The sequence below is a fragment of the Microbulbifer variabilis genome (genome assembly GCF_052468405.1).
In genome coordinates this window covers 420,347-443,337 of record NZ_CP174343.1, presented here as the reverse complement: position 1 = coordinate 443,337, position 22,991 = coordinate 420,347, and the positions used below count along the sequence as shown (strand labels likewise).

The following is a 22,991-nucleotide window of genomic DNA, read 5'->3' as shown; positions in this document are numbered from 1 at the left end:
TTCTGTGTATCAGAATCTATTCCAGCAACTTACTTCCAATAATAAAAACACTTTCCCCAACGAACTCACTTCAGACAGACCCAAACTGGATATTGAGCGACAATACCTCTAATATACCAGCTCAAGAGCCTGTGTTTTCTTTCAACTAATCTTTCTTTTATTTTTTTTCATAAAACCAAAGCAAAACTCTCTTCCAGTTGGGCTACCCTACTTCACAACCAGCCTGAAAATCTCACACACTTATAAATCAAACAAACTTTATTAATCACTAAATCCCATAATTTAGATAACCTTGAGCATGTACCATGCCCCCGGAACTATAGCAGTCAGAACAGGTAAAACTATCTCACTCTTTACTTATTGAAATATATGTCAAAGAAGCAATAATTTACGCCACATTGATGTAATTTACGCCATTCTCCAGTTTTAACAGATTTCTAGTCTAAACCACTAATCACCTTAATTAGCTCACAGCTTTCCAAAAGAAGGAAAGAACGCCAAAATGTTGAGGCCTAAGATACCTGTGAGCCACAATCTTCCCAGCAATCCCCTCACTGCTTCCTGCATCCTTATTTTTTACACATTTCGCATTCACACCTCACAGATTCTCCCCACTCACTGCCAACTTGAAGATTTACATTTGGAAAATTTTATTCAGAATCACGGAACTACAGGACAAAACATGACAACTAAGACATGTCAGACAATTACAACAGCGTTGTGCAAGCACGCAACGGGTTATGGGCAAAAATAAATATTCGGGGTTGGAGCCTGGGCTGGAAGTAATAATCAATCCTGGGCAAAAGATGGGTCTTCTCAATTATATTTCCCGATTTTTAAGCCTAAGGTCTCGAACGTTTTTTTTTCAAGGCCTGCATGGATGCACTTTAGTTCTATGAAAGTGCACCTAATGAGACTGAAAAATTTAAATTTTCAATGAATAGGCAATTATTCCTATAGCTGACTGTTTAGCCACAGGAAAGTAGTCAATTCAGTCTCATATCAAGCGTATCTGCATAGACATAATCGCTCCATCCATGTCTCATCAGAATCGGGAGATACAGTTAATGATTTCCAAAAAGCATCTATTACCTATTTCAATGGCACTATCAGCCCTATTGTTTACCCCGGTACCCATATTGGCTGACTTTGGTTCCAAACACGATAAAAACCGAGTTCCCAAGAATGCCAGAAAAGGACCCAGACCATCCCGGCAACAGCCCTTTGATTTCAGTGAAATCTTTAATACTGTGCAAATCCTCGAGGCCGGTGCTGTAGAGAGGCACCTTGGTGGCCACCTGGAGCAATCGGAGTTGGAAGCCATGGATCCCATAGAGGCCTATGTGCACGCCTTTGAGGAGGGGGATGAACTGTTCGAAATGAATTACAACGCCCTAGACGGAGTTGGGGTCAACGTCGGCAATGGTAAACGCTTTACCAGTTTTCCAAGGCCGGATCTAAAAGGCCCCATGGCCTGGGCCAATATCCTACCGCACAGGACCACCGGTCCAAATGGTGACTCCTGTATTAGTTGCCACAATGTACCCGTGGCCGATGGCGGTGGTGGTGTGAATGACAATGTGATCCGTATGGACCCGGAACGTAAACAAAAAGGCTTTATCGAGCGTCAATCGCCACACCTCTTTGGCATGGGGGCGGTACAGCTAGTTGCTGAAGAAATGACCACGGAACTGCATACACTACGCGACGACGCCATCTCCGAAAGTTGTAACTCAGGAGAAAGTCATATAGTGGAAATGATAACCAAGGGGGTTAACTTTGGTGAAATCAGTGTCTCCTGTGGAAATGTAAATTACGATAATCTCGATGGCATTGATACAGACCTGGTTGTTCGTCCTTTTGAGTGGAAAGGGCTCACGGGTTATGTCCGCGCCTTTGTACGTGGAGCTGCTCACCAGGAACTTGGCATGCAAGCTACAGAGCTGGTGGGGGATGCCGATAGCGATTTTGACTCAGTAACCAACGAACTCAGTGTTGGGGATATCACTGCACTGGCCATTTATAATGCCGCCCAACCTCGTCCCGTTACCAAGCTTGAACTCAATAGTGTAATCAGCACATTGAGTGAAGAGGAACAGGAGACTTACGGTCTACCACTTAGCGAAGCTGATATTGCCGGCATTCAAAACGGTGAAGTAATTTTTAATTCTATTGACTGTGCTTCCTGCCACAGCCCTGAAATGGAAGTGGCATCACCAATATTTTACGAGCCCTCCAAGCATGCCAGCTTCCGTGACGAGACATACCCAGCAGGAGACATTGCCGGCCTGCCGACAACTTCACTACAGTTCAACCTACTGACTGATATTCTCGATAACCCTCAGGAACTCGCCTCAGGACAAACCCTGGGACAATTTGAAGAATCTGAAAATGGTGGGGCTATTGTACGTCTATATGGCGACCTTAAACGGCACGATATGGGTAGGGCCATGGCGGAGGAGTTCGACGAGGGCAATGTAGGCGCATCAGTGTTCCTAACGGAAAACTTGTGGGGCGTAGGTTCTACAGCCCCCTACTTACACGACGGACGCGCAACAACGATGACCGAAGCCATTCTCTATCACGGTGGTGAAGCTCAATCCAGTAAAGAACAGTTTGATGCATTGAGTGATACAGAAAAAGCCGACCTTCTGAGCTTTCTCAATAACCTGGTTCTCTACCTAGCCCCAGAATAACTTGCCTGAACAACACAATGAAGCGGGGCGGCCAAATGGCTCGCTCCGCCTCTCTTCATTTAATATCATCATTGGGTAATGACCTACACATTAAGATGACGGCATTTGTGCCATTCTGCCAGGGATTCCTCGGGGTAAGCGTCGAAGCTTTGATCACTCTCGTGAATATCTGGCTCTATCCAAGGCCTGGCATACTGCAACATCATGTGGGTCCGCTCAGGAGGAATAGGCAACTCGGTATCTATAGCTGAGGCAAAGGGATGTACCAGCTCTGGCCAACGTGGATCCCAGAGCCAAAGTGCACTGCCACACCTGGAACAAAAATGGCGTTGAGCTGGACTTTCAAAAACCTCACTCCGCTCAGGGCACTCTACTCTAGCCTGATAAACCGATAAAAATTCCTTGCCATCAACCTTCATGGAATTGAAATCTCCTCCCAAGTTTATTGCGTAGCCCCCTCCCCCAGCAGTCTTGCGACATATTGAGCAGTAACAACGATTGAAAGGATAGGGTTGCTCGGAGTTCAAGGTGAACTGCACCGACTGGCAATGACAAGAACCTTTAAGTTTCACGATATCCCTCCCTGAAATTTCATCCCTGATCAAGTCTAATTTACAGATATGCTTTTACCGACAGAAAAGCAACTCGCGGTTATCCCTTCCTGTAATTGTATTTGGGCTAGACTGAGAAACTCCCACCGAATAAGTAACAGGGTGCCAAAACCATGGATAAGCCCATCAGACACGATAAATGGCAGGCTCAGGAATATGTAAAGGCGTCCGCCATGCAGTGGCGCCATGCAATGGAAGCCATACAACGTTGCAACTATCAAAAGGCCAGTGCCATTCTCGATGTCGGCTGTGGCGATGGCAGAATCACCCATCATCTAGCCGAACGCCTTGAGAATGGTAAAATTATCGGTGTGGATCTCACTGAAGATATGATTCACCACGCCCGCAAAGCCCACACTGGCATACCCAATCTTTCCTTCGAGCAGATGAGTGCCGACGAAATTCAGTTCAATGAGCAGTTCGACATTATTTTTTCCTTCAGCTGCCTACATTGGGTGGCAGACCAGAAGAAGGTCTGGGATGGCTTCTATAAGCACTTAAAGGAAGATGGCAAGATTGTGGTCGGTTTTCAGGTTGGTCATGAAAATTTCTGGGATACAGTATACGAATTCCAACACGATAATGACTGGCAACCATATTTTGAGAGTTTTCTCGATCCCTACAACCACTATACGCTCAACGAAATGCGCAATTATATCGAAGGGTCAGGATTTTACCTACCCAGGATTGATGAAATTCATCATGTGGAAAACTTTGGGACCCGAGACACGCTCACAGCGTTTTTCTTATCTTGGGTACCCCAGTTTAGACATTTGCAGCCCCCGCAAAGAGAAAAGTTTTCTCATCAAGTCATGAGTAAATATTTTAAAAAGATAGAGCCCAAGACTCGCAAAAATGCAGGAATAAGAATCAAAAGATTTATTATTGAAGCAGAAAAATAATATAAAAACAGATTTACATACAGTACTCCGGACCAAAAACAAGGTATATCGTTCATTCATCACCTGGCGCCCCAAGAAACCTTGCCACCATCTAGCTTGCGACCAACACCAGATATAACCCCTCCTCACTGATTATTGATCATATACCCAGTGCAATGCTATCCAAAACTACTATATTGAGCACCGACCACCTCCAGTGTATGCGAAGTGAAAATAATTCCAACCAACAACTATAAAAATCAAAATAGCAGTAGAGGCCTTTACGCACCTAAATCCAAAGCAACTTAATTAACCCCTCAAAGGCAATCAAGTCAATGAAACCAAGCCGACCTAAAAACTATTATACTAAGGACATTAAAAATTTCTTAGAGAGGCATTAAAATCGAGGCATTTCATCAAGATTAACATTCAAACAGGAAGCAATGAGGTTTCTCTTGCAAAAATTATAACCGGTGAGTTTGCTAACCAAACCCTCTTTACCCAGCAGACGCAAAGTACTTTCTTCCAGGGACAGACCCTTTTTTTGTAAATTTTGTGCATCACCAGTTAAGTTTAGCAGGAATTCATATTTCTCATTAAGCTGCTTCCACCCATTCTCTACCACTCCTCGATGCGGACAGAGAATTACGTCGAACTCCTGATCAAGTACCCCTTTAATACTTTTCAGTAAAGTGGGGATATGCTCATCTATCCGCAAAAATTTGAGGTAATTGGCAATATAAAGATCCGCACTGAATAGCCAACCGCGATTCGGTATTAAATAGCAAGTCATATCCTTAGCATGCCCTGGACTAAACAGAGGTACAACTCTTTCTTTACCAATAAAGATATTCCCGGGCAGCGGCGCCACTTCTGCTTTGCCCGCAGTACCCCAGAAGAGTTTCTGCATGGGCGGTATGCGAAACCCCTTCCTGAGAATACTAATGGTTTGCTCAGGAGCCAAAGCCTGGACACCGGTCAGGCGGTGGATAAGTCCAGCATTACCGCTATGATCTTCATGGTGATGGGTGAGCAAAAGCTGATTGATGGGACCACTTTGGATAAAAGGTTTGACATAGCGCCACTGATTACTGGGCCCTGTGTCAATCACTGTGCCATTCAGCCGATATACAACAAAAGTGGTGTTGACTCCCATATTAAAGCGGCCAACTCGCAACGCATCAAGATCCTGGTAGCGAAAGGATTCACGTACAGACATGGGGTACCCTCTAAATCAATGAGCGCTATTCTTATGTGGTTATAGTAAAGAGGAAATTGCAATTTCCCTGAAAATACGTGACATATTACTACTTCAAAGGTAACCAGAGAAATCCAACGACATGCTTTTGGATACACTTGAAAAAAGCATGCCCGAACAGTCACATCATGAGTTGACTTATTACATATGATTTTTTGAGCATTTTTTTCGTGTAAAGTAATTTTTAAGAACACCCCCTTTCTATAAGGGACAAAAAATAAATGATTTAAGTAAATCACACGCAGGCCTCACCCAAACAATCGAGCCATTAGCATATAGGTAAATATTTACCTAAAAGAAAAAACTCCCAGGCAGAACCTTATAAATATTTATATTTTCCGCTACGGTTATAATTTCACTATTGCCACAATCGCCTAGAAAGCTATTTACTCAAACCGCGAAGAACTCTTTTAAGTGCCTTTAAAAATTGTGCACCTAATTTTAGAAAACGATTGCATACATTCTGGCCCCTATTTTCAAGTTAACCTAAAAATCACCCTCAAATTATCTCCAAGTAAAATTGATTCCGCATAGTATTACTCATGTATTGGACTTATATTAGACTCCAACGCTGGCAGCTACATTGAAATAACTGAAAGTGGATATCCTGTTTTTACCAGACATATAGGGACACCCTAAGATAGAAAATTTAAGGCATCTTACAGAGCAACTAAGGAGACCACTTCTATTCCCTTCCCGGTATAGCGCCAGCAAAGATTAAAACCACACAGCTTCATCCCATAGACACGCTTAGGATCTGTCCGCTGATAAGCAGGCCTGGGGTCTTGGGCCAGTACTTGTTCAATTAACCGTGGTAAATCTGTTCCCCAGTCATCGCAGAACTCCCTTGCCTGGTGCAGAATCTCCTCGGGGATAAACACAGGGGTCAATTCAGGAGCGGCACCGGCAAAAGCACTCTCTGCGGATGGTAATGCATCGGCATAGGGCACATAGGGCTTGATATCCAATACCGGGGTGCCATCTACCAGGTCAGCCCCAGCAACAACCAATTCAACTTTTGGTGAGGTTCGCACTTCTACCAAACGGACTACAGAAAGGCCAATATTGTTTGGCCTAAATGGTGAGCGGGTAGCGAGTACGCCGAGCTTTTTATTACCACCCAATCGCGGGGGACGTACTTTGGCAGACCACTGCCCAGCTGCCTGGTGAAACAGAAATACCACCCATATATGGCTATTCTCCTCCAGACCCGCTACCGCATCCGCTACATTCAATGGTGATAATAGTTCAATACTTGCACGACTGGCGTCGGCAAGCATTGGCTGCCGGGGCACACCAAATTTCTCACCAAAGCAGGAATGTACACGCCCTATAGGCTCAACAACCATGGAAATTCCAAGTAACCATTAATGAGCCGGACATTTTAAACCAGTTGCTGTTTTTTATTTATCAATGCCGCCAATGCACAAGTACTTTACCTCCAGGTAGTCCTCAATACCGTATTTGGACCCCTCTCGTCCCTGGCCAGATTCCTTCACTCCACCAAACGGTGCCATCTCATTGGAAATTATGCCCTCGTTAACGCCCACCATGCCGTATTCAAGGGCTTCAGATACTCGACAAACACGGCCAATATCCCTGGAGTAAAAGTAGGAGGCCAAGCCGAATTCAGTATCGTTGGCCATCCTTACAACCTCTTCCTCAGTGGAGAACTTATACAAGGCCGCAACAGGCCCAAAAATCTCCTCTTTAAATAGATGCATCTGATCCGTGGCATTACCAAGTACCATAGGGGAATAGAAGTGATCTCCTATAGAACTGGGCCCTCCGGCAACCAGGGTCTGCGCACCTTTCTGCAGGGCATCCTCCACCAGAGACTCTACTTTTTTAACGGCCTTGGTAGTAATCATGGGCCCAACATCGGTTTTGTCATCTACGCCGTTGCCCAGGGTTAGCTTATTGACCGCTTCAATAAACTTGTGTGAAAACGCTTTATAAACCCCCTCCTGCACAAAAATCCGGTTGGCACAGACGCAGGTCTGGCCCGCATTGCGGTATTTACAGATGATGGCTCCTTTTACCGCCTCATCCAGATCCGCATCGTCAAAAACAATAAAGGGCGCGTTACCGCCTAACTCCATGGAGGTTTTCTTCATGGTCTGAGCACATTGGGCCTGTAACAGCTTGCCTACAGCGGTTGAACCGGTAAAAGTGAACTTGCGCACCAGGGGATTCGAAGTCATCTCGGCACCGATAGCCGGTGCATTCTGTCCAGCGACAATATTAAAGATACCGGCGGGAATACCTGCCTCCTCAGCCAACACAGCCAGGGACAGTGCGGAGAGCGGGGTCTCTTGAGCAGGCTTGGCAATAAAGGGGCAACCAGCGGCCAAAGCAGGGGCCATCTTGCGGGCAATCATGGCACTAGGGAAATTCCAGGGAGTGATGGAACAGGTAACACCCACCGGCTGCTTGATTACTGCTATACGGCGGTCGCTGGCAGGCGGTGCTATCACATCACCATAAACACGCTTAGCCTCTTCGGAAAACCATTCGATATAGTTGGCACCGTAGACAATTTCAGTGCATGACTCGGAAAGGGGCTTCCCTTGTTCGGCAGTCAGTATTTTGGCTAAATCTTCGGTATTGGCAATAACCAAGTCATACCAGCGACGCAGTATCCTGGCGCGCTCTTTGACCGGTGTTCCCATCCAGGCCGGCCACGCGGCAGCGGCAGCCTCAATGGCACGACGTGTTTCGTTTCCCCCAAGGTCGGCGATGCTGGCAACAACTTTGCCAGTAGCCGGATCTATGACATCAAAAGTTGCACCGGAATCGGCATCGATCCACTGGCCATTGATGTAAGACTGGGTGCGCAGCAGCGCAGGGTTGTTCAGCTCCAGCATCGCCATCTCCTTATGGTCTCTTGCCCGATTCCCATTGCAATGGGAATCAACTGCTTAGGATATTAACCCGTAATTATCCCCTCAAAGTGCAACACTATGAGGGGATTTGCGACACTTGGATTGACTGGCGCTAGAAGCCTTACTTTTTCTTTTTCACAAACTTCATCAGACGGCGCTTCTTAGCCTTCTGCCGGTCCGTCAGCTTGTTTTTCTTATCGGCATAGGGGTTGGCGCTGGTACGAAACTCAATCTTCACCGGAGTCCCTTGCAGGTCCAGGGCTTTGCGAAAGGTCTTCTCCAAATAGCGCACATAGTGGGCCGGTACCTGCTCTGTCTGGTTGCCATGGATCACAATCACCGGCGGATTCTGTCCACCTGCGTGCGCGTAACGCAGTTTGATACGGTGGCCATGCACCAATGGTGGTTGGTGCTCACTTACTGCCCATTGGAGAATACGAGTCAGATGGTTGGTAGAGAGTTTGTCTGTAGCACTCTGATAGGCCGATTCGATAGAGTCGTACAAATGACCGACACCTGTGCCATGCAGTGCAGAAATAAAATGCACATCGGCGAAATCAACAAAGCGCAAGCGGCGCTCCAGCTCTGCTTTCACGTATTCACGATGATCCGCTTCCAAGCCATCCCACTTGTTCAGAGCCACAACCAAGGCACGCCCAGCCTGGATCACACTACCCATAAGGTGCATATCCTGATCCACCAGGCCCTCACGGGCATCAATCACCAGAACCACCACATTGGCATCTTCCACCGCTTGCAAGGTTTTTACGATAGAGAACTTCTCTACCGATTCCTTAATGTTCTTGCGCCGGCGGATTCCCGCAGTATCGATCAAGGTGTAAGGTTTCTCGTCACGCTCATAATTGATATAGACACTATCGCGGGTGGTTCCCGGCTGGTCATAAACAACTACACGATCCTCGCCTAATAGTCGATTGACCAAGGTCGATTTGCCCACATTGGGTCGGCCGACGATAGCAATCTTGATCCCGGTGGCCTCATCAACCTCTTCGGGTTCTATCACCTCAGGTAGATCTTCCACCACTCTTTGCATCAATGAGCGAACGCCACGCCCCTGTGTTGCAGTAGTTGGGAACAGCTCACCGATACCCAGCTCATAGAACGGAGCCAAGGCAATATCCGGGTTGACTCCATCAACCTTGTTGGCCACAAGAAAAGTGGGCTTGGAGCGAGTACGCAGTCGCTCGGCGATCATTTGGTCTGCAGGGGTGAGCCCGGCACGACTGTCCACCAGGAACAGGACAATATCCGACTCTTCTATAGCCTGCATAGATTGCTGCGCCATGGCAGCATCAATACCTTCCTCCCCGCCGCTAATACCACCGGTATCAACCAGGAGTACTTTGCGCCCGTCGATCTCCGCCTCACCATATTTGCGGTCACGGGTAAGACCTGCATAGTTGGCCACCAAGGCGTCACGGCTCCTGGTAAGACGATTAAACAGGGTGGATTTGCCCACATTGGGGCGCCCGACCAGGGCGATTACTGGCAGCATACAAATTCTGGCTTTTAGCCTAATAAATAAATACAAACGCCCGCTCGAGGCGGGCGATTTCAATTCACCTGCTAAGCAGGCTCCTTTTGCGGGCCTGAGGCCCAGTGGTAGACAGTTGTCCACCATCAATATTGAGGTTTTTTAGCCCTGAGCTAGGCGCAGGGCAACCAGCTCACCGTCATCCGAAAGGACAAACAATAGATCGCCATCCACCAGCATGGGGATACGAATCGCATCGCCATCTACCTGCTCACGGCCAATAAACTGTCCAGTGTTTGGATCGAGAACATGTAGGTAACCTTCCAAGTCACCGATAACAATGACACCCTGGAAATAAGCCGGGCCGCTAAGCTCTCGGCGCAACAACTCATTGTTCGTCCAGACAATCTGGCCATTGCCCACATTGTAGGCGTACACACTACCAGAGACACTGCTAAGGTAGACATGGCCACCACCAACCGCTACCGCATGATGTGTGGAGGCGTCGCGGGCCCACAAGCCCCGGCCGCCATCTTTGGACAGGGCAACAACCCTGCCCTGATAACTCGCCGCAAATACCAGATCACCCCGCACAACCGGAGAGCCATCGATATCCACAACTCGCTCCAACTCAGCGGAGCCCTGGGGTATAGCAACTCGCTGTTCCCAGCGGGGAGTGCCATCACGGGCATCCAGGGCGATCAGTTTACCGTTGTCCAGGCCAGCGAGCACCAAGCCACCGCTGATGACGGGAGCCGCAGTACCGCGCAGAGTTAATACTGGCAGGGTGGTATTATGACTCCAGAGCTCTTCACCGGTACCTGCATCCAGGCCAACCAGCTTGCCGTCGACAGTTTGCAGAACCACAACCCCGGAACCGACCGCAGGGGCAGAAACCACTTCTCCAGAGACCTGGTAATTCCACAACTTTGCACCATTGTTCAGGTCGAGCACTATGGCCCGACCACGGTAGTCCACTACAACCGCAATACCAAGACCGACACCAACACCACCACTTAACTCGATATCCAGGTCAGTTTCCCAAAGAGGCTGGCCGGTACTGCGTTCAAATGCGGTAACTTCACCATCACTACTGGCCGCAACCAATTTGCCATCAGCCAGACCCGGCTGCAGCATGGCATAGCGCTTTTTATCGATATCACCAATACTCGCTGACCAGACCTCACGCAGCTCAACACTGGTATTGATATCCACCAGCTCAACCGGCTCGACATCTTCCTTTTCATCGTTGGAGGCACAGGCAGCCAGGGCGATTGCCAGGGCTACTGCAGCTGTACGCCCCGCAGCGCGATTGAGAAATCCCATTACTCATCTCCCTCTGGTGCTGGCTCACTTCGATTCTGTTCCTGCACAGCTTCGTCACTCACTACTGCTAAGCTATCAGCCTTGAGGCGAAGCAGTTGGGTGCTACCAGCCTGCTCCGGCAGCAACTCAGAAATTGCCTTCTCATACGCTGCACGCGCACCGGCATTATCCCCTTTTTGCTTCAGGATATCTCCACGAGTTTCAGAGTAGAGAGCAGCAAACGCTGGCGGCACAGAGCCTTCTATCAGCTTCAGAGCCTCATCGGGTTGACCGCGCGCAGCGATTACCGAGGCAAGTCGGCGCTTGGCCAACAGCTTCAGGGCAGTCTCTTCGGTATTATCGATCACCCACTGCAACTGTTGCTGAGCTGCTTCCAGATCATTGTTATCTGCAGCGATGGCAGCCAAGCGCAGTGACGCCTGGCTGGCATAAATACGACTGCCAAACTCGTTCTTGAGCTGCTCCGCCAGTGTTTTTGCGGTCGTCAGCTGTTTATTGTCCGGCTGATTGTTATTGGCGGATACCGCCTCAACAAAATTTTGATACAGGTCAGAAGCTGCTTCAGCCTTGCCGCGCTGGTCACCCTGCCACCATTGATAGCCGAAGTAGCCGGCGAGAGCCAGGACCACGCCGGTAACAATGCCCCTGCCGTTCTCCGCCCACCAGCGCTTCAGCGTTTCTATTTGTTCTTGTTCGGTAAGATGCTCAGACATTGGGTAAATCGCCTTTCCTGTGGTTTTCTAACTTTCCCGACGGGGGCCTCCGCCCCCCGGAGTATTTTGATCAGCCCTGTAACAGTGCGGCCAGCTCATTCAGCTGGAGGGTCTGTTGTTGCTGCTCAGAACGGAGGTATTTCACTGTTATCTGACCATTTGCGGCCTCATCCTCGCCAATAATCAGTGCATAATCGGCACCGCTTTTATCGGCTTTCTTCATTTGGCTCTTAAAGCTTCCGCCACCGCAGTGCGCCTGCAAGCGCAACCAGGGCAGCTCGTCCCGTAGCTGCTCTGCAGCAGCTAAGGCGGCTGATTGTACATCACCCACCGCCACCAGGTAGGCATCCACCTGTTGCGCCAGGCTATCCGGCAGAACTTCGAGGGTTTCCAGCATCAGCACCAAGCGCTCAGCCCCAAGACCGAAACCAACCGCTGGAGTGGCTTTCCCCCCCATCTGCTCTACTAGACCATCATAGCGACCACCGGCACAGACTGTGCCCTGGGCACCGAGGCTATCAGTCACCCATTCAAATACGGTTTTACCGTAATAGTCGAGACCGCGTACCAGTTTAGAGTTGATTTCATACTTCACATCTGCGGCATCCAGTAGCGCGCGCAGCTGGGTGAAGTGGGCGGTAGATTCCTCATCAAGGAAGTCCAGTAGACAGGGGGCGTCGGCGAGCAGTTCCTGAGTTTGCGTATTTTTACTATCGAGAATACGCAGCGGGTTGCGCTCGAGGCGGCGCTGGCTATCTTCATCCAGTTGCTCGCGATGCTCGCTGAGATAGGCCACCAATGCATCGCGATAGGCCGCACGACTGTCTGAATTACCGAGGGAATTGAGTTGCAGGGTCACATGCTCACTGATACCCAGCTGGCGCCACAGGCGCGCAGTCATAATAAGCATTTCCGCATCGATATCCGGGCCTTCGATACCGAACACTTCCACACCAAATTGGTGAAACTGGCGCAGGCGGCCCTTCTGTGGGCGCTCATAGCGGAACATGGGACCAAAGTACCACAAACGCTGGGGTTGGATCAGTAGGTTATTCTGAATCGCTGCGCGCACAGTACCGGCGGTACCTTCAGGGCGCAGAGTAACGCTGTCACCGCTCTTGTCTTCAAAGGTGTACATCTCCTTTTCGACAATATCGGTGGCTTCACCCACCGCGCGGCTGAATAACTGGGTCGCCTCCAGCGTGGGCGTACGAATCTCGTTATAGCCATAGCGGGTAAAAAGTTCACTGAGAGTGGCTTCCACATACTGCCAAACCGGGGACTGTTCCGGCAGCAGGTCGTTCATGCCTCGAATTGCGCGAAGTTGTTTCAACGCTGTTCCTTAATATTTAACTCAACTATTCGGATGGTGCTTGCAGGCTGGAGCCCGCTACGCCTTGGCGATGATATCCGCTTCGCGCTCAGCCTTGGCTGCAGCCTTGTCACGAATCAGGCGTTCCAGGTCATCCACCAGGTTCTCATTCTTAAATTTGCGATCCGGCTGACCGTCTACATAAATAGCATGGCTGGGAGTGCCGCCGGTAAGGCCGATATCCGCCTCCTTCGCCTCTCCAGGACCATTGACGATACAACCGATCACAGCCACATCCAGCGGTGTAGTGATATCTTCCAGGCGTGTCTCCAGCTCGTTCATGGTTTTCACCACGTCGAAATTCTGGCGCGAACAACTGGGACAAGCAATGAAGTTAATACCCTTACTGCGCAAGCGCAGGCTTTTGAGCAGGTCCCAGCCCACTTTGACCTCTTCAACAGGGTCCGCCGCCAGGGACACACGCAGCGTATCGCCGATACCATCGAGTAACAGGGCACCGAGGCCAATCGCAGATTTCACCGTGCCCGCACGCAGACCACCGGCTTCAGTGATCCCCAGGTGCAAGGGCTGCTCAATTTGCTCGGCCAGTTTGCGATAGGCAGCTGTTGCCATAAAGATATCCGAGGCTTTTACACTCACCTTGAAGTCCTGGAAGTCCAGACCATCAAGGATATCCACATGGCGTAGGGCGGACTCCACCAGTGCATCAGGCGTTGGCTCACCGTATTTTTTCTGCAGATCTTTTTCCAGGGAGCCCGCATTTACTCCAATACGAATCGGTATATTCAGATCGCGGGCTTTATCAACCACGGCGCGGATACGCTTCTCTCGGCCGATATTGCCGGGATTAATGCGCAGGCAGTCCACCCCCAAGTCGGCCACGCGCAGGGCGATGCGGTAATCAAAATGAATGTCCGCAACCAGCGGTACATCGGCCTGCTTTTTAATTTCCCCAAAGGCCTCAGCGGCCTCCATACTAGGCACGGATACCCGCACAATATCGGCACCGGCCTTCTGCAAACGTTGGATCTGCCCCACTGTAGCGGCTACATCACAGGTTTCAGTATTGGTCATGCTTTGCACCGATATCGGGGCATCACCTCCGACCGGTACGTCTCCTACCATGATCTGGCGCGACTTGCGGCGAACAATGGGAGATTCAAATTGCATAGGGCTGACCTGGCAGTATTGCTGCTAAAAAATCGAGGGGAGATTATAGAGAGATTGGGCGCAAACCTACAGTATTCGCGCCCAAACTGAGGGAATCACTTCAATCACCAACGATCAGGCGTCGAGTGCGGCGGTTTCCAATAGGGTCGCTATTTATCGTTTGCTCGCGATAAACCACTTTGGTCGCGCGGGCATTTCCCAGCATCAACTCAAAAGGTGCGCGCCCATCCAGCTCTTTGGAAGTGCCCGCTTCCTGCACTCCGGCTAAGAGTACTACACCACCTGCATCTTTCACCTCAATCCAGGAGTCCTCATCAAAACTGAGCCGTAAGGCACCTTGCAGTTGCTGATCCAGTTGCGCCACTTCGGCGGGAAGCTCCGATAAGGGCTCGGCAGAAGTCGCCTGTGACTGAGCCGCGAGAGCAACAGTGGGGGCCTCAACGGCAATCTGCTCGCTATTGAGGTCAACAGGGCTTTCCTGCAATACAAAAGTAGAATCACCCTGCTCTATTGCACTGTTTTCCTGCTTTAGAATTGCCGCACTTTGCCCTGGTATCTCCTCAGGAGCCTGGGAAACTTCTTCCGTCAGTGCCACTGGCATTGGTACAGAGGGAATATTTACCGGACCGCCATAGAGCCACCAAAAGACGCCCCCGGCAGCAAGCAGAGGCAATATTGCCAACACTCCATGTCCCTTTCGACGGGCAGGACGCAGGGCATCGGCCTTCACCTCTATACGGCGGCCTTCACTGCGTGGTTGCGGCTGAGGTCGTGCGGAATCATAGGCGGTGAGTACTGGCTCTGAAGGAACACCCAGCTCCCTACAGATATTGCGGATATAGCCACGTGCATAAACTATCTCGGGCTGACGCTCGAAAATATCATCTTCCAGCCATTCCACCGTGTTATCGATAATACACAAGCGCCGGGATAAATCTTCACGGGACAGGCCAGCATCCTCACGCGCTGCACGCAGGATGCTACCTGGAGAAACTGGGGACGTTTGTGTCGGGGGTACGGCTTCACCGCTATCGCGGTGCGCGGAACTACTATCCGTCATTACCACTCAACTCCTGATATTTCAGTGTTTCCGCAGAGTACGGGTACAAATTCTTCAAGGCAAGCGCGTAACTGAGCTCCTTGTCACGATTCCCAAACACCTTTTCGATGCGGATACCCAGCCACAGGGACCGCGGTGTCTGGCGGTTATTTTCGCTGTATTTATCCAGGTACTGCTTGGCCACGGCATAATCGCCAGCCTCAAACTTCAACTCAGCCAGCTCAAGCTGGGCCACAGGTAGATTTGCATTCAGGGCCAAAGCGCGAGTGTAGGCTTGTTCAGCCTCCTCCAGCATACCCAGTCGGCTGGCAGTGCGGCCATAATTAACCAGGGCGAAGAAGCGACGGTTATAGGTCAGGTCTTTTGAAGCGTGGCGAAACTGCTCCAGCGCCTCTTTGTAGCGCTCCTGCTTATAGAGAAAAACCCCGAAATTGGTGCGCGCCATGGAAAAGTTATCGCCATAACGCAGGGCTTTCTTGAAGTGGGATTCAGCCACCTTCAGCTCGCCATCTGCCTGATATAACAAAGCCAGGCCATGGTGGGCTAGTGGGTTTTTCCTGCCTAATTCCAGAGCCTTATTGAAATGACGCCTGGCCAGCTCACGGTTATCACCGCTTTGCAGATAGCGCAGCCCCAACTGCACGTGAGTTTCCAGGGCCTTATCCAGGTTCACTTCCTGGCGCTCAGGCAACCCAGTCGTTACACAGCCCCCCAACAGAGCAGTAAATAACAGCCCCAAAAACGGCAGGCCAAAAGATTTTGCAGACACAACATCACCTGTAAATTTATTTTTTATCTGTCCATCTAGCGGAAGCACCTTGGGCGCAGTCAACCCCAGCTAGGCGGCGTAAGACCTGCTACATCCGTCAACCGAAATTCGCTATACGCCCAGGGCTGATTAATTTTTCAACACAAACCCAGTCACTATTTGCCGTCCCATCAACCGGTCGTAACCCCTAACCTGTGCTTCCCGGGCCCTATACTGCCGTAAAGTACAGCCCGTTGCAGCTCCATAACCCCAATGAATTCCAATTAACAGTTACTAAGCCCGACTTGTCGCGGGCTTACAGGAGAGAAAAAGTGCGGATATCACAGAGCTAATAATATTCTGCGGAATAGTATTCTCCTGGCTCCCATTTATAGCGCGTTGCCCTCGCGGTCTTTCGCCTCTAGCTGCCGGCCATCTGGGCCACCATCCCGAGGGGGCATCAGAGCCTGAATCGCATTAGAGTTGGCATTGGCAGCATCCGGATCAGTGAGTGTTCCAAGGAATTTCACCACCAGGTCGATCTCTGTATCACTGAGATTATTGGCTCCGCCCCCGCCGTTCCCACTGAGAATATCCTGGGTATGAGCCAGGCCATTGGGAGCCACTTTATTGGCACAGTCCTGCAGCCCCACAAATTGCTCCAAATCACACATTTCGCTGTTGGCAAAATATCGGGTAATGGAACCTGATCGATCGCGATAGTGCTCGATATTTCTCCTTAACGTGGCGAACTGGCCACTGTGTCCCCAAGGGCCTGTGATGGCGACATTGAGTAGTGTTGGAATACGAAAACTACCCGCACCATTACCACCCAGATCGGCACCACTACCGCTAGCATCCTTACCAACGCCTATTTGTGGATAACTTACAGCCCTAAGCCCCTGGGTAGTAAAGAAGGCGCCGCCATGACAGTTAGTGCAGCCCGAATTACCCGCCATAAAGGTAATAGCCCCGCGCTTCTCATCGTTATCCAAAGCATCCGGATTACCATCCACATAATCAAAGAAGGGGTTATCGATAAATAATTGTACTGCCTCATAAGCAGCTATAGCCTCAGCAACACGGCTGAAATTAATCTCAGGATCACCGAAAGCAGCGCTGAATAACGAGTTCCAACTGGCACTCTCCAGATTTGCCGCAATTATCTCTTCGCGATAGGCGGTAAATCCACCTTCAATAGTATTGTCGTAGCCGAATTGGGTAATGTCCCCCATTTCTGCAGCATCGGTAATGGGAAAATGTGCCTGGGCCATCATTAGAGCCAGGGTACCAATACCCACTGCCGCTTCGGTATTATTACTGACATCGCGGGAGTCTGTTCTCAGCCCCCGATCTGTAATTGCCACACGGTTATCCCAGAAAAGCCCTCGAGTCCAAAGTGCGGCATTACAGATCGGTTGGGCATTTCTCGCCACAACAGGCACTTCATTAAAACCATCTGACCGCCCCGGCCCCACTAGAGCCGGATCGAGCGCGCTTACTCCAATAGGCATAGAAAGGTTATCGCCTCCACAACCCATAACCGGTTGGTGGCAGGACGAGCAGGAGGTGTCGTTATTGGCGCTGAGGCTTTTGTTGTGGAATAAGCGCATACCCAACTCCACCTTTGCGGGGCTCTGCTCACTGCGGACTCGGGCGGCGAATGCCCGTATATCCTCCAAGTGAGAGGCCATACCATTCAGCTCAAGCATGGCCTGAAGGCAGGAATCCAAATCTGCATCAAGCAGATCCAATGCACTGCGTGCATTGTTACACTCTGCAAAATTAGAAATGCGATCATTGTCCACCTCAATATCCGCGCCGCTGCTGAGCCCGCTATTGGTATTGTTCAGCAAGGTTTTTGCACTGACCCGGGCGATGTCACTATCATTATCGACGTCTCCAGCAGTCACTGTGTAGGTGTGCTCTGTATTTATCGAAAGCCCCTGGTCGACAAAGTAGTGATTACTCGTTTCAGCAATTTTTTCACCGTTACGATAGATGGAATAGGTTGTCCCATCACGCTCCCACGAGAGTCCGATACTGGTACCGGAAAAAGCATTAGCAATTAACTTTGCGGGAGCACCTCCCTGTTGGGAGCTACCCCCAGTATCATTATCACCGCCTGTACTGGTGTCCGAGCCGCCATCACCACCTACATCTCCACCAGTGCCTATATCTCCGCCACTGCCATCTGCAACTGGATCAGAGGACGGATTGTCATCCCCACCGGAAGAGCCCGAGCTGCAACCCGCTACCAACACAAACAGTGGCAGGATCAACAGTCGCAGCAATACCATGATCGATACATTCGAATTTTTACTATGAACTTTCATAAAATCTGACCGACCCCGCCACTAAAACCTCATTTGAGAAGCTCTGGACAGGCAATAAGCGAACTAGTGCCCCTTGCGGCACCAAAAGCTAACATCCCCAGGGTTTGCTGAAACTCAACAAAAGTCCTTTTTAATTTCAAAGGATAAAGATCTGAATTATCTCTTGCCTTGGCCGTTTGAATAAACCCAAAACAATATCTACTGCCTTGGTGGCAATTGTTGCTAACAAAAAACTGATTCTACTTTGATGGCCAACTGGCCACAGAGCCTGGCTATTTAACTACCAGTCGCTTCAGCCATAGGAGTAAACAATTTAGCGCCTTTACCCGACAATTTCTGTTGAGGGGGTCGCAAACTGTCAGTGCGGTTAAGGTGATCTTCGGGGGCAAGAATTATCTGTTATTTTTAACCCGAGCCCGACACAATGGCAGTACCAGTCAATGTAGATATTTTTTACAATTGCCATTCGCAAGAGCATGCTGCTTCTACAATACTAGGATTGCTATGATTGCTGAGCATAGAGAGCTGTAGGAACCATACCCTCTATACTCGCCATATTATTTTTAATATTTTATGCAGTCCGGGAAAAATCTAACTGAAACTTATAAGATTTCTCCGCTCTGGTCTTTTGCATCCAGCTGCTTACCGTCTGGGCCGCCATCTCTTGGAGGTATCAGGAACTGAATCTCATTGGAACTGATATCCGCTGCATTCGGATCAGTAAGCGTACCCAGGAATGTCACAACAAAGTCAATTTCGTCTTCGGTCAAACGGTTGATGCCTCCTCCATCGTTCCCATCGAGAATATCTTGGGAGTGAGCCAAACCATTGGGAGCCACCTTGCTCGGACAATCCTGCAGATTTTTAAATTGGTCAAGATCACACATCTCGTTATTTTCAAAATATCTAAGGATGGAAGCTCCTTGGTCGCTGTAGTGTTCGACATTTCTTCTCAGAGTGCCAAATTGCCCGCTATGCCCCCAAGGGCCCGTGATAGTTACATTTAGCAGAGTAGGCGCACGGAAGGCTCCAAGCCCCAAAGACCCCTCTCCCCCCAAATCCGCACCACTTCCGCTTGCATCCGTGCCTATGCCTATTTGAGGATAATTGGCAGCCATCAGTGCCTCAGAGGTAAAGAAAGCCCCTTTATGGCAGAAAGTACAACCGGCATCTCTTGACATAAAAGTGATTGCACCGCGCTTCTCTTCAGCGTTGAGCACCTCCAGATTCCCCTCGACATATTCAAAAAATGGATTATCGATAAATATCTGTACGGCTTCATAAGCCGCAATTGCCTGAGCAATACGGCTGAAATTTATCTCGGGATCACCAAAAGCGGAAGTAAACAAGGCCCCCCAAGCTGCAGTATCCAGGCTGGCTGCTAATATATCCTCGCGATAGGAAGTAAAATTCTCATCAACAGAATCATCATATCCAAAGTCGGTGATATCCCCCATCTCAGGCGGAGCAGTTACCGGAAAATGTGCCTGTGCCATAAGCAGTGCCAACGAGCCAGTTCCTACAGCATTGACGGTATTATTCGTAACATCTCTCGAGTCTGTTCTGAGGACACCATCAGGGCTTAAAGAAACCCGATTGTCCCAGAACAGGCCCCGAGACCACAGTGAGGCATTACAAATAGCCTGTGAGTTCCTTGGCACTAAAGGTACTTCGTTAACACCATCTGAGCGCCCCGGCCCCAGCAGGGCGGTATCTATAGCATTAATACCCACCGGCATTGAGAGGTCATCCCCACCGCAGCCAATCGCGGGATGATGGCAGGACGAACAGGAGGCATCTTGATTTGCACTTAAGGATTTGTTGTGGAACAGGCGCATTCCCAGCTCCACCAAAGCAGGCTCCTGCTCACTGCGAACACGTGCGGCAAAAGCGCGTATGTCTTCGACAAGAGGGGCCATACGGTTGAGTTTGAGCATAGCTGCCAAACAGTTATCCAGGTCTTCTTCGAGCAAGTCCACCGCACTGGAAGCATTTTTACATTCCTCAAAAGCGGATATACGCTCATTTAAAACATCATCTTCTGTGCCGTTATTCAGCCCCTCGTTCGTATCATTGACTAATGTTTTAACGATGATCTGGGAGGCTTCCAGCTCGCTGGCCGCATCAACGGTATTGACAGAGTACGCGTACTCAGTATCTACCGATAAGCTCTGGTCGATAAAAAAGTTATTGCTGGCTTCCGCTATTTTTTTTCCATTACGATAGATGAAATAGGTTTCACCATCCCGCTCCCAGACAAGGCCGATACTAGTTCCAGAGTAAGCATGACCAATCAATTCTGCAGGTGAGCTTCCCTCTGCAGGACCGGGATCGGGATCGGGATCGGGATCGGGATCGGGATCACCCCCTACAATATCCGGAACCGAGCGATCCTCACCACCGGACGACCCCGAGCCACAACCAAGCATTATCAAAACGAGTGTTAGAAAAAAAAGCCGTAATAAGGCTCTGGAAAATAGCATTAAATCCAGTTTCTGAACGTTCATATAATTTAACAGTCCCTTCCATCTACTTTTTAAAAAGTTCTGGACTGTTAACGCGTTACCCTGCGGGTTGGTTGACTGCGGAGTAAAAAAAGGCACCACCAAATCGAAGGCAAGGCGTGCGAGGAATTACCACTTAGAGAGGAATAAAAGATTTAAAAACTATCTTCTACCAAAACTGCAGCTCTAAGCCACCCAGATCGGAAGAAGATGTTTTAGGACCACCTGGCATCCCAGCTAATCGCCAGCTCAAGACACTCAGGTTAAATTGGTACTCAGCCAACAATACGGACAGGGCGCTCAGCGTTGCGATAGCGTTCAGAGCGGCGGGTCCGGTCATTCACACTTCCTGCCAATTGACCACAAGCTGCATCAATATCATCACCGCGAGTGGTTCTGACGGTTACGGTATAACCTTTGTCGAGTAAAATCTGTTGAAAGCGTCGCAAAGCGTTATTACTCACCCGCTGATAATCGGAAAGCTCAAACGGATTAAAAGGGATTAAATTAATTTTTACTGGCACATCGCGCAGTAGTTCCGCCAGTTGCTCAGCATGCTCAGGGCGATCATTAACCTCGCGCATCAGCGTATATTCGATGGTCATCTTACGATGGGTGTCTGGCATGCGGTCGATATAGCGCTTAGCAGAATCCAACAGCATCGCAATCGGATATTTTTTATTGATCGGTACTAGCTCATTGCGCAGTTCATCGTTGGGCGCATGCAGGGATATCGCCAGGCTTACATCAGTAACATCCGCAAGGCGATCCAATGCGGGTACTACACCTGAGGTAGACAAGGTTACGCGGCGCTTGGAGATGCCATAGGCGTTGTCTTCCATCATCAGGTTCATGGCATCGACTACATTGTCGAAGTTGAGCAGGGGTTCACCCATTCCCATCATCACTACATTGGTTACCTTGCGTGGACCTTTCGGCTGTAGCTGGCCGAAAGACTTACAGGCAATCCACACCTGCCCAATGATTTCAGCAGCAGTTAAGTCCCGATTGAAGCCCTGTTTTCCGGTTGCACAAAAACTGCAATCCAAGGAGCAGCCCACTTGGGAGGATACGCATAAAGTACCGCGATCCCCATCGGGGATATAAACGGTTTCGATGGCATTATCACCAGAAACTTTAATGAGCCATTTGCGCGTACCATCGGCAGAATCCCACTGCTCCAATACTTCCGGAGCGCGAATTTCAGCAACTTCTGCCAGTTTCTGGCGCAGTGCCTTGCTGACATTGGTCATTTCAGCAAAGTCACTCACCCCGTTTTGGTGAATCCACTTTAAAACCTGGATAGCGCGGAAACGCTTCTCGCCCAATGATTCAAAGAAGGCGGCCAGCTTTTCAACAGAAAGGCCGAGCAGGTTGGTTTTCTCAGCGGTCATTCATTTCACCTCGGGGAAGAACTGCACCGGCCCAGACGGACCAGTGCGATTTCAGCACACAAATTAAGCGCGCGGACAGATTTCGTCGTCAGCGAAGAAGTAGCTTACTTCGCGGGCAGCGGACTCTGCGGAGTCAGAGCCGTGTACTGCGTTGGCGTCGATGCTGTCAGCGAAATCAGCGCGGATGGTGCCAGCAGCAGCTTCTTTCGGATTGGTAGCGCCCATCAGCTCACGGTTTGCCAGGATAGCGTTCTCGCCTTCGAGAACCTGTACAACAACCGGGCCGGAAGTCATGAAATCAACCAGGTCTTTGAAAAAAGGACGCTCTTTGTGCTCAGCGTAGAAACCTTCAGCTTTTTCGCGGGACAGGTGCACCATCTTCATGGCAACAATGCTCAGGCCAGCTTTCTCAAAACGGCTCTCGATTTCACCGATTACGTTTTTGGCTACTGCGTCCGGCTTGATGATGGAAAGGGTACGCTCCAGGGCCATGGTTATCTCCAATGTGATTTTTCGTTACTGAACTTACATACAGAAAGAGCAACCTGCACAGTTGCTCTTTCCTGATATTCCTTCCGTAC

Annotated in this window: 17 protein-coding genes; 2 read left to right on the top strand and 15 right to left on the bottom strand. The window is 49.7% G+C overall.

Features of this window, described 5'->3' with window-relative positions:
* The first annotated feature begins 1,067 nt into the window (after positions 1 to 1,067).
* Positions 1,068 to 2,696: a di-heme oxidoredictase family protein gene (locus ACJJJB_RS02285; protein ID WP_353376878.1), complete on the top strand. Its 1,629-nt coding sequence runs from the start codon at positions 1,068 to 1,070 to the stop codon at positions 2,694 to 2,696.
* Between the two features lie 83 nt (positions 2,697 to 2,779).
* Here the strand turns inward: ACJJJB_RS02285 and ACJJJB_RS02280 are convergent, their stop codons facing one another.
* Positions 2,780 to 3,268 carry a GFA family protein gene (locus ACJJJB_RS02280; RefSeq protein WP_026304950.1) on the bottom strand — a complete coding sequence of 163 codons (489 nt, stop codon included), beginning with the start codon at positions 3,266 to 3,268 and terminating at the stop codon, positions 2,780 to 2,782.
* A gap of 152 nt (positions 3,269 to 3,420) precedes the next feature.
* Between ACJJJB_RS02280 and ACJJJB_RS02275 the strand changes: the two genes are divergently transcribed.
* Positions 3,421 to 4,209 (top strand): class I SAM-dependent methyltransferase, encoded by a 789-nt coding sequence (locus ACJJJB_RS02275; protein WP_445365651.1) that lies wholly within the window; start codon positions 3,421 to 3,423, stop codon positions 4,207 to 4,209.
* Between the two features lie 376 nt (positions 4,210 to 4,585).
* Here ACJJJB_RS02275 and ACJJJB_RS02270 read toward each other — a convergent pair whose 3' ends face one another.
* From ACJJJB_RS02270 to ndk, 14 genes are all read right to left on the bottom strand, one after another.
* Positions 4,586 to 5,407 carry an MBL fold metallo-hydrolase gene (locus tag ACJJJB_RS02270; protein WP_282951456.1) on the bottom strand — a complete coding sequence of 274 codons (822 nt, stop codon included), beginning with the start codon at positions 5,405 to 5,407 and terminating at the stop codon, positions 4,586 to 4,588.
* Positions 5,408 to 6,105: 698 nt separating this feature from the next.
* Positions 6,106 to 6,795, bottom strand: coding sequence for a tRNA (N6-threonylcarbamoyladenosine(37)-N6)-methyltransferase TrmO (gene tsaA, locus ACJJJB_RS02265; RefSeq protein WP_020412180.1), 690 nt, complete (start codon positions 6,793 to 6,795; stop codon positions 6,106 to 6,108).
* Between the two features lie 54 nt (positions 6,796 to 6,849).
* Complete coding sequence (locus tag ACJJJB_RS02260; RefSeq protein ID WP_445365650.1) at positions 6,850 to 8,313, bottom strand: NAD-dependent succinate-semialdehyde dehydrogenase; 1,464 nt, start codon at positions 8,311 to 8,313, stop codon at positions 6,850 to 6,852.
* A 139-nt stretch (positions 8,314 to 8,452) separates the two neighbouring features.
* A complete protein-coding gene (gene der, locus ACJJJB_RS02255) occupies positions 8,453 to 9,847 on the bottom strand; it encodes a ribosome biogenesis GTPase Der (RefSeq protein WP_353376880.1) in 1,395 nt (464 codons plus the stop codon).
* 141 nt (positions 9,848 to 9,988) lie between these two features.
* On the bottom strand, positions 9,989 to 11,152 hold the full coding sequence (gene bamB, locus ACJJJB_RS02250; RefSeq protein ID WP_282951459.1) for an outer membrane protein assembly factor BamB: 1,164 nt from the start codon (positions 11,150 to 11,152) through the stop codon (positions 9,989 to 9,991).
* Positions 11,152 to 11,865: a YfgM family protein gene (locus tag ACJJJB_RS02245; protein ID WP_445365649.1), complete on the bottom strand. Its 714-nt coding sequence runs from the start codon at positions 11,863 to 11,865 to the stop codon at positions 11,152 to 11,154. The genes bamB and ACJJJB_RS02245 overlap by 1 nt, the downstream gene beginning before the upstream one ends.
* A 70-nt stretch (positions 11,866 to 11,935) precedes the next feature.
* On the bottom strand, positions 11,936 to 13,198 hold the full coding sequence (gene hisS, locus ACJJJB_RS02240; RefSeq protein WP_445365648.1) for a histidine--tRNA ligase: 1,263 nt from the start codon (positions 13,196 to 13,198) through the stop codon (positions 11,936 to 11,938).
* 57 nt (positions 13,199 to 13,255) lie between these two features.
* Positions 13,256 to 14,368, bottom strand: a complete 1,113-nt coding sequence (gene ispG / locus ACJJJB_RS02235) for a flavodoxin-dependent (E)-4-hydroxy-3-methylbut-2-enyl-diphosphate synthase (protein WP_020412174.1) — start codon at positions 14,366 to 14,368, stop codon at positions 13,256 to 13,258.
* A 100-nt stretch (positions 14,369 to 14,468) separates the two neighbouring features.
* Positions 14,469 to 15,428, bottom strand: coding sequence for a RodZ domain-containing protein (locus tag ACJJJB_RS02230; RefSeq protein ID WP_445365647.1), 960 nt, complete (start codon positions 15,426 to 15,428; stop codon positions 14,469 to 14,471).
* A complete protein-coding gene (gene pilW, locus ACJJJB_RS02225) occupies positions 15,418 to 16,197 on the bottom strand; it encodes a type IV pilus biogenesis/stability protein PilW (RefSeq protein WP_040628362.1) in 780 nt (259 codons plus the stop codon). Before pilW ends, ACJJJB_RS02230 begins: the two co-directional genes overlap by 11 nt.
* 368 nt (positions 16,198 to 16,565) lie before the next feature.
* Complete coding sequence (locus tag ACJJJB_RS02220) at positions 16,566 to 18,512, bottom strand: cytochrome-c peroxidase (RefSeq protein WP_445365646.1); 1,947 nt, start codon at positions 18,510 to 18,512, stop codon at positions 16,566 to 16,568.
* A gap of 602 nt (positions 18,513 to 19,114) precedes the next feature.
* A complete protein-coding gene (locus tag ACJJJB_RS02215) occupies positions 19,115 to 21,019 on the bottom strand; it encodes a cytochrome-c peroxidase (RefSeq protein ID WP_445365645.1) in 1,905 nt (634 codons plus the stop codon).
* A gap of 272 nt (positions 21,020 to 21,291) precedes the next feature.
* Positions 21,292 to 22,410: a dual-specificity RNA methyltransferase RlmN gene (rlmN, locus tag ACJJJB_RS02210; protein ID WP_020412169.1), complete on the bottom strand. Its 1,119-nt coding sequence runs from the start codon at positions 22,408 to 22,410 to the stop codon at positions 21,292 to 21,294.
* A gap of 63 nt (positions 22,411 to 22,473) precedes the next feature.
* Positions 22,474 to 22,902: a nucleoside-diphosphate kinase gene (gene ndk, locus ACJJJB_RS02205; RefSeq protein ID WP_282951468.1), complete on the bottom strand. Its 429-nt coding sequence runs from the start codon at positions 22,900 to 22,902 to the stop codon at positions 22,474 to 22,476.
* Between the last annotated feature and the right edge of the window lie 89 nt (positions 22,903 to 22,991).

What these genes read in the sequence shown, in the direction of transcription:
- ACJJJB_RS02285 (WP_353376878.1), top strand. Translation starts at nt 1,068, where the DNA reads ATGATTTCCAAAAAGCATCTATTACCTATTTCAATGGCACTATCAGCC.
- ACJJJB_RS02275 (WP_445365651.1), top strand. Translation starts at nt 3,421, where the DNA reads ATGGATAAGCCCATCAGACACGATAAATGGCAGGCTCAGGAATATGTA.
- ACJJJB_RS02270 (WP_282951456.1), bottom strand. Translation starts at nt 5,407, where the DNA reads ATGTCTGTACGTGAATCCTTTCGCTACCAGGATCTTGATGCGTTGCGA.
- tsaA (WP_020412180.1), bottom strand. Translation starts at nt 6,795, where the DNA reads ATGGTTGTTGAGCCTATAGGGCGTGTACATTCCTGCTTTGGTGAGAAA.
- ACJJJB_RS02260 (WP_445365650.1), bottom strand. Translation starts at nt 8,313, where the DNA reads ATGCTGGAGCTGAACAACCCTGCGCTGCTGCGCACCCAGTCTTACATC.
- der (WP_353376880.1), bottom strand. Translation starts at nt 9,847, where the DNA reads ATGCTGCCAGTAATCGCCCTGGTCGGGCGCCCCAATGTGGGCAAATCC.
- bamB (WP_282951459.1), bottom strand. Translation starts at nt 11,152, where the DNA reads ATGGGATTTCTCAATCGCGCTGCGGGGCGTACAGCTGCAGTAGCCCTG.
- ACJJJB_RS02245 (WP_445365649.1), bottom strand. Translation starts at nt 11,865, where the DNA reads ATGTCTGAGCATCTTACCGAACAAGAACAAATAGAAACGCTGAAGCGC.
- ispG (WP_020412174.1), bottom strand. Translation starts at nt 14,368, where the DNA reads ATGCAATTTGAATCTCCCATTGTTCGCCGCAAGTCGCGCCAGATCATG.
- ACJJJB_RS02230 (WP_445365647.1), bottom strand. Translation starts at nt 15,428, where the DNA reads ATGACGGATAGTAGTTCCGCGCACCGCGATAGCGGTGAAGCCGTACCC.
- ACJJJB_RS02220 (WP_445365646.1), bottom strand. Translation starts at nt 18,512, where the DNA reads ATGAAAGTTCATAGTAAAAATTCGAATGTATCGATCATGGTATTGCTG.
- ACJJJB_RS02215 (WP_445365645.1), bottom strand. Translation starts at nt 21,019, where the DNA reads ATGAACGTTCAGAAACTGGATTTAATGCTATTTTCCAGAGCCTTATTA.
- rlmN (WP_020412169.1), bottom strand. Translation starts at nt 22,410, where the DNA reads ATGACCGCTGAGAAAACCAACCTGCTCGGCCTTTCTGTTGAAAAGCTG.
- ndk (WP_282951468.1), bottom strand. Translation starts at nt 22,902, where the DNA reads ATGGCCCTGGAGCGTACCCTTTCCATCATCAAGCCGGACGCAGTAGCC.